Source organism: Neorhizobium sp. T6_25 (genome assembly GCF_002968555.1).
Taxonomy (GTDB): domain Bacteria; phylum Pseudomonadota; class Alphaproteobacteria; order Rhizobiales; family Rhizobiaceae; genus Neorhizobium.
Genome location: NZ_PVBL01000003.1, coordinates 87,426 through 99,956, shown reverse-complemented (window position 1 = coordinate 99,956; position 12,531 = coordinate 87,426). Strand labels below are relative to the sequence as shown.

The window sequence follows — 12,531 nt, the reverse complement described above, 5'->3', positions numbered from 1 at the left end:
CGCATTTCCACTCCAGCAATAAACTGTTAACCCTAACAGATCGTTAAGACGAGCGATTCCAGCAGCTTCCGAAGGCTCCCCATGACTCCTTATCAGTATATCGAACGCCCCTCTCCCTTCAGCGCGAAAGGGGCGGCGACCAGGCCTGTCCACGCCGTGACGCCTTCTGACCTGGAGGCTGGGAAGCTCGATGCGGCGGCGCTCGCCTGGGCGAAGGCGACAGGCTTCAAGGCGGAAGCTGGCGCGGTGCTTCTGTTGCCAACGGCCGGCGGTGAGGTGGGCAGCGCGCTGTTCGGCCTTGGCAGCGATCCCGCCGAGGCGCCATTCATTACCGGAAAACTCTCGAAGCTCTTGCCGGCGGGTGACTGGCATGTCGAGACCTCGGCGCTAGGCGATGCACATCTTGCTCTCGGTTACGGCCTCGGCACCTACGGCTTCAGCCGCTACAGATCCGAAAAATCGAAGGATGTGCGGCTTGCGATCTCGGGCACGGCCGATGCCGCCGATGTCGAGCGCCAGCTGGCCGGCGTTTTCCTGGCCCGTGACCTCATCAATATTCCGACCAACGAGATGGGACCGATCGAGCTGGAGGGGGCCTTCCGGGCGCTTGGCGAACATTACGGCGCAACCGTCACCTCGATTGTCGGTGAGGACCTGCTCGCCCGGAATTTCCCGCTCGTTCACACGGTCGGCCGCGCCAGTGTCTCTCCCCCGCGCCTGCTCGAAATGCGCTGGGGAAAGAAGGGCCATCCGCGCGTCACCCTTGTCGGCAAGGGCGTCTGCTTCGATACCGGCGGCCTCGACATCAAGGGCGCCGCCAACATGGCGCTGATGAAGAAGGACATGGGCGGTGCCGCGAACGTCATGGGACTTGCCCTGATGATCATGGATGCCGGCCTCAAGGTCGACCTGCAGGTTCTGGTTCCGGCGGTCGAGAACTCCATTTCCGGCAATGCCTTCCGCCCCGGCGATATCTACAGGAGCCGCAAGGGCATCACCGTGCAGATCGACAATACCGATGCGGAAGGCCGGCTGGTCCTTGCCGACGCGCTCGCCTATGCGGACGAAAACCCGCCGGACCTGATGGTCGATATGTCGACGCTGACGGGGGCCGCCCGCGTCGCGCTGGGCACCGAGCTTGCGCCCTATTTCACCGACGACGAAGCGCTTGCCGGCAAGCTGATGGACGCGGGCCGCACCGAAGCCGACCCGATGTGGCGCCTGCCGCTGTGGATGGGCTATGACAAGGATATCCGCTCCCGCGCCGCCGATATCACCAATTCGCCCTCGGGCGGCATGGCCGGCGCGATCACCGCGGCACTTTTCCTCAAGCGCTTCGTCACCGCCACCAGGAGCTGGGTGCATTTCGACATTTATGGTTGGGTGGCGGCCGAAAAGCCGCAGGCATCGGTCGGCGGCGAGGCATTTGCGATCCGCGCGCTCTATCGCACGATCCGCGACATGGCTGCGAAATAAACCGGCTCCGAAACAAACCGGTAAGAACTTCGGCCTAAAATCCGTCGGATTGTGAAGCGAGGCCGGATTTTTGAACCGAGGTGGTGATGCCGGTTGAACTGACCGCCACGGAAGCGCTGGGCCTCTGGCACCGGGTATCGCTGGAGCAGGTGCGCCACGACGGCCGCGATCTGACGTTGCGCCAAATGTCCATTCTGCTGCATATTTATCTCGTGCCGCCGCCGCATACGGTGCGTGGCTTGGCGGCGACGCTTGGCGTCACCAAGCCGGTCATCACCCGCGCGCTCGACACGATGGGCGAGATGGGCCTGGTGGACCGACAGCGCGACGAGCGGGACCGCCGCAACGTGGTGATCAAGCGCACGGTGGCGGGTGCGCTCTATCTGGAAAAGCTGGGCGACCTGATCATCCGGGAGGGCCGCCAGTGACGGGTTTGCCGCGAAGCGCCCGAAGGGAATTTTGAGATGATCAAGCTGCTCGACAGACGCCTGCATGCCTTCCGGCCCGACCTCGCAGACGAGACGCTGAAGGGCAGCGTCGAAGCAGGCCAGTTCGTCCGCGGCGAACCGGCCCGCATCGCCGTGCCGGTGGCCCAGCTCCGCCCGGCACCGGATCTTGCCCGAGGCATCGATACCGAACTTTTGTGGGGCGAAACCGTCCGGGTTTTCGACCGCGCCGATGGTTTTGCCTGGGTGCAGGCCGATCAGGACGGTTATGTCGGATACCTGCCGGAGGCGGTGCTCGGGAGCCTGGACGAACCCACCCACCGCATCGCCGTGCCGCGCACCTTCCTGTATCCGGAACCGGAGCTCCGCAAGCCGCCGGTTGGCGCTCTGTCCATGGGCAGCCGCCTCACCGTCGTCGGCGAGGCGGAAACCCGCGGCACCCGTTATTTCGTCCTGGCAAGCGGCGAGGCGGTGATCGCCCGCCATTGCCTCCCCATCGCCGAGACCTTGGGTGACGACTACGTCGCCGTCGCCGAAAAATTCATCGAGACGCCCTATCTCTGGGGTGGCCGTTCCGGTTTCGGTCTTGACTGCTCGTCGCTCGTGCAGCTTGCCCTGATGATGACCGGCCAATTCGCCCCGCGCGACTCCGATATGCAGGCTTCGATCGGCAAAGAGATCGGCCAAGGGGAACTTCGCCGCGGCGACCTCGTTTTATGGAAGGGTCATGTCGGCATCATCGAGAATGCCGAGACGCTTCTCCATGCCAACGGCCACACGATGAGCGTCGCCCGCGAGAATTTCGAGGCGGCCGTTCAGCGGATCGGCTGGCTCTACCAGCAGCCCACCGGCTATCGCCGCCTGGATAACCGCCGATGATCACGCAAACGTGGTCCCCGGCCCATGGATTGGACCTCCTGCCGTCCATATCTGTGAATCATCCGCCGTTTACGTGGATGAGGAGTCGATTGATGCTCAAGGGTGCATGGATACTGCCGGCCGTGATGCTCGTGGCGCTGCTTGTCGCCGCGGTGGTTCCGGCTGAGGTATTCGCGACCGAGCTCCGGGCCTTCCCGAAGGATGTGCAGACCTACTTCCGTAACCTGCCCGGCGTCGTGCCGGAGGAGGAACACGCGAAGAAACAGGCCTATGAATGCACTAGCGATATCGAGAACGTCTATCGTAGCCGTGGCAGTTTCGACATTCTCTATGGCGACGTGATGCCGACCCGGATCTATCGCTGCAAGACGCCGAGCGGCGTAACCTATACCGGCACGCGCATGCCCAACACCCAGTGGGTCCCCGGTCTCCATCCGCACCATCTTCCCGAATAAGGCAATCTTTGTTCAAAGGCGGCATGGCGGAAGACCGTATGTTGCGATGTCGGGCATGGGCGCTCTTGGCCCATTGACGACCTGCCGCCGCTGCCCCACTACTTTCTGACATACTGAACTTGGTACACCGGGAGGATGCAGGGTGTTCCACGCAAGCATGAATTTTGCGCTCGGCGAGGAGGTCGACGCTGTTCGTGAGACGGTCCACCGTTTCGCGCAGGAAAAACTCAAACCTCGCGCCGACGAAATCGACCGCAGCAACGAATTTGCCCGCGACCTCTGGCCGGAACTCGGCGCGCTCGGCCTGCTCGGCATTACCGCCGACCCGGATTTCGGCGGCTCGGGGCTCGGTTATCTCGCCCACGTCGTGGCCGTCGAGGAACTGGCTCGTGCCTCGGCCTCCACGTCGCTCAGCTATGGCGCCCATTCCAATCTTTGCGTCAACCAGATCAACCGCAACGGCAATGCCGACCAGAAGGCGCGTTACCTGCCGAAACTCTGCGCGGGAGAGCATGTCGGCGCGCTTGCCATGTCGGAGCCCGGCGCCGGCTCCGACGTCGTCTCGATGAAGCTCCGCGCCGAGAAGCAGGGCGATCGTTACGTCTTGAACGGAACCAAGATGTGGATCACCAACGGTCCGGACGCCGATGTGCTGGTGGTCTATGCGAAGACCGATCCGGCCGCCTCCTCCAAGGGCATCACCGCTTTCCTCGTCGAAAAAGGTTTCAAAGGGTTCACGACCGCGCAGAAGCTCGACAAGCTCGGCATGCGCGGTTCCAACACCTGCGAGCTGGTGTTCGAGGATTGCGAAGTGCCGGCCGAAAACGTCATGGGCACCGAGGGTGGCGGCGTGCGCGTGCTGATGTCGGGGCTCGACTATGAGCGCGTCGTGCTTTCGGCCATCGGCATCGGTATCATGCATGCCTGCCTCGATGTGGTGATGCCGTATGTCCACGAGCGAAAGCAGTTCGGCCAGCCGATCGGCGAGTTCCAGCTGATCCAGGCCAAGGTCGCCGACATGTACACCGCGATGAATTCCGCCCGCGCCTATGTCTATGCGGTGGCCGCAGCCTGCGATCGCGGCGCCGTGACGCGCCAGGATGCCGCCGCCTGCTGCCTCTACGCCTCCGAACAGGCGACCCAGCAGGCACTACAGGCAATCCAGATCCTCGGCGGCAACGGTTATATCAACGACAATCCGACCGGCCGGCTGCTGCGCGACGCCAAGCTGATGGAGATCGGCGCCGGCACGTCCGAAATCCGCCGTATGCTGATCGGCCGCGAACTCTTCAAGGAAACCGCCTGATGGCTGTCATCCGGTCTGCGGTCAACCTGAGGAGCGAAGCCGCCGAAGCGAACCGCGCCGCGATGCAGGCCAAGCTTGCCGAGGTCGAGGCAGCGGTAACGCTCGCCGAAGCCGGTGGTGGCGAGGAAGCGCGGGCGCGGCATGTGAAGCGCGGTAAACTGCTTCCCCGCGACCGCATTGCGCGTCTGCTGGATCACGGTTCACCCTTTCTCGAAATCGGAGCCACCGCCGCGCATGGGCTTTACGGCGGGGCGAGCCCGTCGGCCGGCATCGTCACCGGCATCGGCCGGGTCGAGGGCCGCGAGGTGATGATCGTCGCCAACGACGCCACCGTGAAGGGGGGCACCTACTATCCGATGACCGTCAAGAAACACCTGCGGGCCCAGGAGATCGCCGAGGAGAACCGTCTCCCTTGCGTTTATCTGGTTGATTCCGGCGGCGCCAACCTGCCGAGCCAGGACGAGGTGTTTCCCGACCGCGATCATTTCGGCCGCATCTTCTTCAACCAGGCGCGCATGTCGGCGAAGGGCATCGCCCAGATCGCGGCCGTCATGGGTTCCTGCACCGCCGGCGGCGCCTATGTGCCGGCGATGTCCGACGAGGCGATCATCGTCAAGGACCAGGGCACGATCTTCCTCGCCGGCCCGCCGCTGGTAAAAGCCGCGACGGGCGAGGAAGTCTCGGCCGAGGATCTCGGCGGCGGCGATGTCCATACGAGGCTGTCCGGCGTCGCCGATCATCTCGCCCGCGACGACGCCCATGCGCTCGCGCTGGTCCGGCGTGCCGTCGCCGGCTTGAACACCCGCAAACCCGAAACCATGGTGCTGGCGACCCCCGAGGAGCCGCTTTACGACCCGGAAGAAATCGCCGCGATCGTCCCGTCGTCGCTGAGCACCCCCTACGATATCCGCGAAGTGATCGCGCGGGTGGTGGATGGCTCGCGTTTCGACGAGTTCAAGGCTCGGTTCGGCATGACGCTGGTCTGCGGATTTGCCCATGTCTTCGGGGTCCCCGTCGGCATCATCGCCAACAATGGCGTGCTGTTTTCCGAAAGCGCCCAGAAGGGCGCGCATTTCATCGAACTCTGCTCGCAGCGAAAAATCCCGCTGGTCTTCCTGCAGAACATCACCGGCTTCATGGTCGGCCGCAGATATGAGGCGGAGGGCATCGCCAAGCACGGCGCCAAGCTGGTGACCGCAGTTGCGACCACGCCCGTGCCCAAGGTCACGATCCTGCTTGGCGGTTCATTCGGCGCCGGCAATTACGGCATGGCCGGACGCGCCTATTCCCCGCGTTTCCTCTGGACCTGGCCGAACAGCCGCATTTCGGTGATGGGCGGCCCGCAAGCCGCCGGCGTGCTGGCCACCGTCCGGCGCGAGGCGATCGAGCGCGGCGGCAAGACGTGGGGCGCAGACGAGGAGGCGGCCTTCAAACAGCCGGTGCTCGACCAGTTCGAGGAACAGAGCCATCCGCTTTATGCGTCCGCCCGCCTCTGGGACGACGGCATCATCCACCCGGCCAAGACCCGCCAGGTCCTGGGCCTGAGCCTCTCCGCCGCCCTCAATGCTCCGATAGAGGATACACGCTTCGGCGTGTTCCGGATGTGAGGGCCGCGTCATGATCCGCAAGGTCCTCATAGCCAATCGCGGCGAGATCGCCTGCCGCATCATCCGCACCTGCCACCGTCTTGGTATCGCGACCGTCGCCGTCTATTCCGACGCCGACCGTGACGCGCTGCATGTGTCGCTTGCCGGCGAGGCTGTGCATATCGGCCCGTCCCCCGCCGCCGAAAGTTATCTGCGCGGCGAGACGATCATCCAGGCGGCGCTGCGCACCGGCGCCGACGCCATCCATCCCGGTTACGGCTTCCTCTCGGAGAACCCGGATTTCGCCGATGCGGTGACATCCGCCGGCATCCGGTTCATTGGCCCATCGTCCGATGCCATTCGCGCCATGGGCCTCAAGGACGCCGCCAAGGCGCTGATGGAAAGGGCAGGCGTGCCTGTCGTCCCGGGTTATCACGGCGCCGAACAGGATCCCGACTTCCTCTCCAGGGAAGCGGAGCGCATCGGCTTCCCGGTGCTGATCAAGGCGCGCGCCGGTGGTGGCGGCAAGGGCATGCGGCGGGTCGAAAGCGCGGCCGACTTCAGGGAAGCGCTCGCTTCGGCGCAGCGGGAGGCTTTGGCCGCCTTCGGCGATCCCGCCTGTCTGATAGAGAAATATATCGCCCATCCACGCCATATCGAGATTCAGGTGTTTGGCGACGACCACGGCAATGTCGTGCACCTCTTCGAGCGCGATTGCTCGCTGCAGCGCCGCCACCAGAAGGTCATCGAGGAAGCGCCGGCTCCCGGCATGCCGGAGGAGATGCGCATTGCCATGGGCGAGGCGGCCGTCAAGGCCGCCATGGCGATTTCCTATTCCGGTGCCGGCACGATCGAGTTCATCGCCGACGCCTCCGACGGGCTGAAGGCCGACCGTTTCTGGTTCATGGAAATGAACACCCGGCTGCAGGTGGAGCATCCGGTGACCGAGGCGATCACCGGCGTCGATCTCGTCGAATGGCAGCTTCGCGTCGCGTCCAGCGAGCCTCTTCCGCGCCTGCAGGACGAGCTTTTCATCAGCGGCTGGGCCTTCGAGGCGCGGCTTTATGCGGAAGATGCCGAGCGGGGTTTTCTGCCCGCCACCGGCAGGCTTGCCCATCTCGACCTGCCGGAGGAACTGGCGCGGGTGGACAGCGGCGTGCGCGCCGGCGACCGCATCTCGCCCTTCTACGACCCGATGATCGCGAAAATCATCACCCGAGGCCCGGATCGCCAGACCGCGCTCTCGCTTCTGTCGGCCGCCCTTGCCGAAGTTCGCGCCACCGGCGTCACCACCAACGCCGCATTTCTTCGCCGGCTAACGATCCAGCCGGATTTCGTCGAGGGCTTGCCCGATACCGGCCTGATCGACAGGCATCTGGCGGAATTGACTATCGGTCAGTCCCCGTCTCGCGAGGCCATGGCCTTGGCCGCTTTGAAACTTTCCGGTGCCCTGGAGCCGAAGAACGGAAGCGATCCCTGGGACCGCTTATCCGGATTCCGGTTATGGGCCGACGCCTCTGATTTCGTCGAGCTGGACTACCGCGGCCAGCACGTGCCGGTGTCGTTCGGGTCGATCGGAGAGGGCGTCTATGCAGCCACGGTCGACGGCAAGCCGGTCGATTTCCGCCTCTCTCGCCTGGGCGCCGAGGCTTGTCTTTTGGAGGCCGCCGGCCGGAAACATCGCGTCCATCTGGTCTCCGGCGAACGTGACGTGACGATCTTCGGCGATGGCGAGAACTGGCACTTCGGCCTTATCGATCCCCTTGCCGGTGAGGATGAGATTGCCGCCGGCAGCGATCGCATCGTCGCGCCCATGCCGGGCCTCGTCAAACTCCTTCGTGCCATGCCGGGAGCCTCTGTCACAAAGGGCGAGGCCCTTGTCGTGATGGAAGCCATGAAGATGGAATTGACGCTTGCCGCGCCGCGCGACGGGACGATTGCCGACGTCCTGGTGTCGCAGGGCGAGCAGGTGATCGAAGGCGCAGTGCTGCTCTCCCTTGAGCCGGAACCGGAAGCCGGGGAGCCGAAGGATGGCTGATTTCGTCCGCATTCACGAGATGGGCCCGCGCGACGGGCTTCAGAACGAGAAGGGGCTCATTTCCACCGCCGACAAGATCCGGCTGGTCGACCTGCTTTCGGCCTGCGGTTTCGAAAAAATCGAGGTGACGAGCTTCGTGCGCGCCGACTGGGTACCGCAGATGGCCGACGCCGCCGAGGTCATGGCCGGCATTACCCGCCGTCCGGGGACGCTGTACACCGTGCTGACGCCGAACGTGCGGGGATATGCGGCGGCCGTCTCGGCCAAAGCGGATGAAGTCGCCGTCTTCGCCTCGGCGTCGGAAGGCTTCAGCCACCGCAATATCAATTGCAGCATCGCCGAGAGTTTTCAGCGGTTCGCGCCGCTGATCGACAGTGCCCGCCGCGACGGCATCCCGGTCCGCGCCTACGTCTCCTGCGCCGTGGATTGTCCCTTCGATGGTCCGACGCCGCCGGCGCAGGTGGCGCGGGTGGCAACAGAGCTTCATGCGTTGGGCTGCAGTGAAGTGGCGCTGGCCGACACCATCGGCACCGGCACGCCGGATCGGGTCGCAGCCATGCTCGATGCGGTCTTGAAATACCTGCCGGCGGCACATCTCGCCGGGCATTTTCACGACACCAACGGCCGGGCGATCGACAACATCACCGTCTCGCTCGAAAAAGGTCTGCGCGTTTTCGACGCTGCCGCCGGCGGGCTCGGCGGGTGCCCCTATGCGCCCGGCGCCGAGGGCAATGTCGCGACCGGCAAGACGGTCGATCATCTGCATGCGCTGGGGTTCGAAACCCGCATCGACCGCGACCGGCTGACCGAGGCAGAGGCTTTTGCCCGCAGCCTGAGGGGAGCACGCTGATGGGCGCTTACGACACGCTGACGCTGGAGCGGGATCTCCGCGGGGTGGTGACACTGACGCTCGCCCGGCCCGAAAAGCACAATGCCATGAACGCTCGGATGATCGCCGACCTGACAGATGTGGCCAGCAAGCTTGCAGCCGACGATGCGGTGCGCGTCGTGGTACTCGCATCCGCCGGCTCCACATTTTGCGCTGGGGGGGATCTGCAATGGATGCGCGACCAGGAGGCGAGGGATCGCGTCGGCAAGATCAAGGGAGCGACGGAACTTGCTTTCATGCTGAAGGCGCTCGACGACCTGCCGAAACCGCTGATCGGCCGGGTGCAGGGCAATGCCTTCGGCGGCGGTATCGGCCTGATGGCCGTCTGCGACATCGTGGTTGCGGCTGAAAGCGCCGGGTTTGCGCTCACCGAAACACGGCTCGGCCTGATCCCCGCCACCATCGGACCCTACGTCGTGCGCCGGATCGGTGAAGGCCATGCCCGGCGGTTGTTTCTCAACGCCCGCCGCTTCGATGCGGCCACGGCCCGCCAGATCGGTCTCGTGTCCGTCGTTCGCACCGCCGACGAACTCGATACGGCGGTGGAAGAGGAGGCCTCGGCTTTCCTCGATTGCGCTCCCGGCGCCGTCGCCAGCGCCAAGAACCTTGTGCAACATCTCGCCCGCCAGGCGATCGAAGATCCGCTCGGCTACAGCACCGGCTTGCTCGCCGACCGTTGGGAAAGCACCGAAGGCCGTGCCGGCATCGACGCCTTCCTCAATCGCCGGCCGATGCCCTGGGCGGTTCCCAAGGCAGGTGGGGATTAGTCCCGGATCGGCTCCGGGACCAATCGAGCGTTATTGCTTCGGGATACCCGCCTTCTGGATCACGTCCGACCATTTCTGGATGTCGGCCTTCAGGCGGTTGCCGATTTCTTCCGGCGTGCTGGATCGGGCTTCGACGCCGAGATCCGCGAACCGCTTCTTGAGGGCAGGGTCGGCGAGGACTTCGACCAGCGTGGCGTTCAGCTTCTTCACCGCTTCCGGCGGCGTGCCCTTCGGCGCGAAGATGGCGTTCCAGGAGGTCACGTCGAAGCCCTTGACGCCTTCTTCCGCGGCGGTCGGGACGTTCGGCGAGAGGCTGGAGCGAGCCGGGCCGGATGAGGCGATAGCGGTCGCCTGGTTCTGCTGCAGGGCAGCTTTCAGCGCCGTCTGGCTGTCGACGATCACGTCGAGCTCGCCGCCGAGCAAGGCGACCTGAAGATCCGGCGTGGCCTTGTAGGGAACGATCGTAAAATCGATCCCGGATGTCGACTTGAAGAGTTCAGCGGCGAGATTCTGGCTGCTGCCGACGTTGATCGTCCCGACATTGAGCGCGCCCGGCTTGGCTTTTGCGGCTTCCAGCACATCCTTGAGGGTCTTGAACTTGCCGTCCGATTTGGTGACGAACACGAAATCGAAATAGGCAAGGCTCGATACCGGCACGAAATCGGCGACGGGATCGAATTGCAGGTTCTTGAAGAGCGGAACGCTGATCGCGGTGCCGTTCGAAAGCAGTGCGAGCGTATAGCCGTCTGCCGGAGCGTTCAGCGCCGCCCGTGCCGCAACGGAGCCGCCCGCACCCGGCTGGTTCATGATGACGATCTGTTTGCCGAGCTTCTTGCCGAGCGACTCGGCGACAAGACGTGCCGTAATGTCGGCAATCCCACCGGGACCGAAAGGCAGCACCAGGGTGATGTCCCTCGACGGATAGGCGTCCTGCGCAAGGGCGCCGGTCGGCAGCATCAGGGTCAGGGCGACGGCCAGAGACTTCATCCATCGCACCGGCTGTTCGAACCGGCCCGCCGATCTCCCCGTAATTTTGTAATCCATTCTCTCCTCCTCCTCTAAGGCCGCTCAGGCGGCGAAACCGTATAAACGTGCGGGATTGTCGACGAGCAGCCGCCGCCGATCCTCTTCCGTCAGCGCGAACTTCGGCACGAGATCCACGAGGTCGGCCTCGTCGACCGGCTCCTTGAGGTTCGGATGCGGAAAGTCCGTGCCCCACAGGCACCGGTCGGGGCTTGCCGCCAGCAGCGCCTTCGCGAAAGGCACGGCCGTATCGAACGGAAAGCGGGAGATCCGCTCCGACCCGCAGACCTTGATCCAGCAGTTTTCCCGCCGCACCAGTTCCAGCAGCGTCTGAAACGCCGGCTGGTCGGTGCCGAGGCTGGTGTCGACGCGACCCATGTGGTCGATGACGAAAGGCACCGGCAGTCGTGCGATCATGTCCGAAAGCGGCACGATGTCGGCGGCGTCGAGATGGAGTACCACATGCCAGCTACGGCCCTTGATACGGTCGATCGCCCGGTTGAAGACGTCCATATCCGGTGCACCGCCGAGGTGTCGGACGAAATTGAACCGCACGCCGCGCACGCCGCCATCGTCGAGCGTCTGGTAGGCGCGGTCGTCAAAACTGTCGTCGACGATGGCGACGCCGCGGTAACGATCAGGCCGCCAGGCGATCGCGTCGAGCATGGCGCGGTTGTCGGTCCCGTGGCAGCTCGCCTGGACGATGACGGCGCGGTCGATGCCAAGCCGGTCATGGAGTTTTGCCAGGGCCTCTTTCGGTGCGTCGTCCGGCGTATAACTGCGGCTGGGGGCATAGGGGAACACGGCGCCCGGGCCGAACACATGACAATGCGCGTCGCAGCTATTTACAGGCAGTATGAAGTTCGGTTTCCGCCGCGCGGTTGCCGTCCCGTGACCGCTCTCCTGGCGATGTTCGTTCAATTTCTCCTCCCATGCGTATTTCAGATTGCTGCGGATTGCCTGGTTCCGACGCTGAGGCTTCGAAAGCTCGCATAACTTGCTTCGACGAGTTGATCGACGGCGGCTTCCCGGTCGTTTCCGTCGACCGTTCCACCCGACAGACGGGTGACGCGGTCGGGATTGATGAGGGCGTAATAGAGGGAGCCGAGCAGGAACTGGCTGCGCCAGACGAGCCCCTCCAATGGCGCACCCGGCACGCAGTCGGCGAGAGCCTTGATGAAGGCACGGCTGGTCTCGTCGAATGCGTCTGCGATGATCGCCTGCGCGTCGGGATTTCCCTCTGCCGACAGGACCGCCCGCATGCGGGTGAATTCGGCACCGCCGCCATCGCCCTCGGACGAGGAAACGAAGGCCGGCACGACGTAGGCGCGCAGGATCGCCATCAGCCGCTGATCCGGATCGCTGATCCGTAGCGCTTCGCCCAGAAGCTCGCGGCGGCGGGCGTTCATCGGCACCGTGTGGCGCTCGTAGACCTCCCGCAGCAATTTTGCCTTCGAGCCGAAATGATAGGTCAGGCTGCCGACATTAGCTCCGGACGCCTTGGCGATGTCCCGCAGCGAGACGGCATTGTAGCCGCTGCGGGAAAACAGGGTGACGGCGTTTCTGAGCAAGGCTTCCCTCAGGTTCGGTCGCATCGAGGATCCATTATCAATTGTACGATCAATTTGTACAGTTGTACAAATTGATCGTCAATCGAAATTCTGCG

12 protein-coding genes are annotated in these 12,531 nt (G+C 64.4%); 9 read left to right on the top strand and 3 right to left on the bottom strand.

The window, feature by feature from the left end:
* Positions 1-81 precede the first annotated feature (81 nt).
* The 9 genes from C5L10_RS05020 to C5L10_RS04980 all read left to right on the top strand — a co-directional run bounded on the left by C5L10_RS05020 (position 82) and on the right by C5L10_RS04980 (position 9,842).
* Complete coding sequence (locus C5L10_RS05020; RefSeq protein WP_105428763.1) at positions 82-1,476, top strand: M17 family metallopeptidase; 1,395 nt, start codon at positions 82-84, stop codon at positions 1,474-1,476.
* A gap of 86 nt (positions 1,477-1,562) precedes the next feature.
* A complete protein-coding gene (locus tag C5L10_RS05015; RefSeq protein WP_037079769.1) occupies positions 1,563-1,904 on the top strand; it encodes a helix-turn-helix domain-containing protein in 342 nt (113 codons plus the stop codon).
* A 36-nt stretch (positions 1,905-1,940) separates the two neighbouring features.
* A complete protein-coding gene (locus C5L10_RS05010) occupies positions 1,941-2,801 on the top strand; it encodes an NlpC/P60 family protein (RefSeq protein WP_105428762.1) in 861 nt (286 codons plus the stop codon).
* A 92-nt stretch (positions 2,802-2,893) separates the two neighbouring features.
* Positions 2,894-3,256 (top strand): hypothetical protein, encoded by a 363-nt coding sequence (locus tag C5L10_RS05005; protein ID WP_046667272.1) that lies wholly within the window; start codon positions 2,894-2,896, stop codon positions 3,254-3,256.
* Between the two features lie 157 nt (positions 3,257-3,413).
* Positions 3,414-4,562, top strand: coding sequence for an isovaleryl-CoA dehydrogenase (locus C5L10_RS05000; protein WP_305778743.1), 1,149 nt, complete (start codon positions 3,414-3,416; stop codon positions 4,560-4,562).
* On the top strand, positions 4,562-6,169 hold the full coding sequence (locus C5L10_RS04995) for a carboxyl transferase domain-containing protein (RefSeq protein WP_105428760.1): 1,608 nt from the start codon (positions 4,562-4,564) through the stop codon (positions 6,167-6,169). Before C5L10_RS05000 ends, C5L10_RS04995 begins: the two co-directional genes overlap by 1 nt.
* Positions 6,170-6,179: 10 nt before the next feature.
* Entirely contained in the window at positions 6,180-8,186 is a 2,007-nt protein-coding gene (locus C5L10_RS04990) for an acetyl/propionyl/methylcrotonyl-CoA carboxylase subunit alpha (RefSeq protein ID WP_105428759.1), read from the top strand.
* A complete protein-coding gene (locus C5L10_RS04985; protein ID WP_105428758.1) occupies positions 8,179-9,036 on the top strand; it encodes a hydroxymethylglutaryl-CoA lyase in 858 nt (285 codons plus the stop codon). The genes C5L10_RS04990 and C5L10_RS04985 overlap by 8 nt, the downstream gene beginning before the upstream one ends.
* Positions 9,036-9,842 carry a crotonase/enoyl-CoA hydratase family protein gene (locus tag C5L10_RS04980; protein ID WP_105428757.1) on the top strand — a complete coding sequence of 269 codons (807 nt, stop codon included), beginning with the start codon at positions 9,036-9,038 and terminating at the stop codon, positions 9,840-9,842. The genes C5L10_RS04985 and C5L10_RS04980 overlap by 1 nt, the downstream gene beginning before the upstream one ends.
* Positions 9,843-9,872: 30 nt before the next feature.
* Here the strand turns inward: C5L10_RS04980 and C5L10_RS04975 are convergent, their stop codons facing one another.
* From C5L10_RS04975 to C5L10_RS04965, 3 genes are read right to left on the bottom strand one after another with little or no spacing between them, the layout of a single operon-like run.
* Positions 9,873-10,886, bottom strand: a complete 1,014-nt coding sequence (locus tag C5L10_RS04975; RefSeq protein ID WP_105428756.1) for a tripartite tricarboxylate transporter substrate binding protein — start codon at positions 10,884-10,886, stop codon at positions 9,873-9,875.
* Positions 10,887-10,910: 24 nt separating this feature from the next.
* Entirely contained in the window at positions 10,911-11,786 is an 876-nt protein-coding gene (locus tag C5L10_RS04970; protein WP_205837021.1) for an amidohydrolase, read from the bottom strand.
* 20 nt (positions 11,787-11,806) lie between these two features.
* Positions 11,807-12,460, bottom strand: a complete 654-nt coding sequence (locus tag C5L10_RS04965) for a TetR/AcrR family transcriptional regulator (protein ID WP_105428755.1) — start codon at positions 12,458-12,460, stop codon at positions 11,807-11,809.
* Between the last annotated feature and the right edge of the window lie 71 nt (positions 12,461-12,531).

Coding starts and splice junctions, on each gene's coding strand:
- C5L10_RS05020 (WP_105428763.1), top strand. CDS start 82: ATGACTCCTTATCAGTATATCGAACGCCCCTCTCCCTTCAGCGCGAAA.
- C5L10_RS05015 (WP_037079769.1), top strand. CDS start 1,563: ATGCCGGTTGAACTGACCGCCACGGAAGCGCTGGGCCTCTGGCACCGG.
- C5L10_RS05010 (WP_105428762.1), top strand. CDS start 1,941: ATGATCAAGCTGCTCGACAGACGCCTGCATGCCTTCCGGCCCGACCTC.
- C5L10_RS05005 (WP_046667272.1), top strand. CDS start 2,894: ATGCTCAAGGGTGCATGGATACTGCCGGCCGTGATGCTCGTGGCGCTG.
- C5L10_RS05000 (WP_305778743.1), top strand. CDS start 3,414: ATGAATTTTGCGCTCGGCGAGGAGGTCGACGCTGTTCGTGAGACGGTC.
- C5L10_RS04995 (WP_105428760.1), top strand. CDS start 4,562: ATGGCTGTCATCCGGTCTGCGGTCAACCTGAGGAGCGAAGCCGCCGAA.
- C5L10_RS04990 (WP_105428759.1), top strand. CDS start 6,180: ATGATCCGCAAGGTCCTCATAGCCAATCGCGGCGAGATCGCCTGCCGC.
- C5L10_RS04985 (WP_105428758.1), top strand. CDS start 8,179: ATGGCTGATTTCGTCCGCATTCACGAGATGGGCCCGCGCGACGGGCTT.
- C5L10_RS04980 (WP_105428757.1), top strand. CDS start 9,036: ATGGGCGCTTACGACACGCTGACGCTGGAGCGGGATCTCCGCGGGGTG.
- C5L10_RS04975 (WP_105428756.1), bottom strand. CDS start 10,886: ATGGATTACAAAATTACGGGGAGATCGGCGGGCCGGTTCGAACAGCCG.
- C5L10_RS04965 (WP_105428755.1), bottom strand. CDS start 12,460: ATGCGACCGAACCTGAGGGAAGCCTTGCTCAGAAACGCCGTCACCCTG.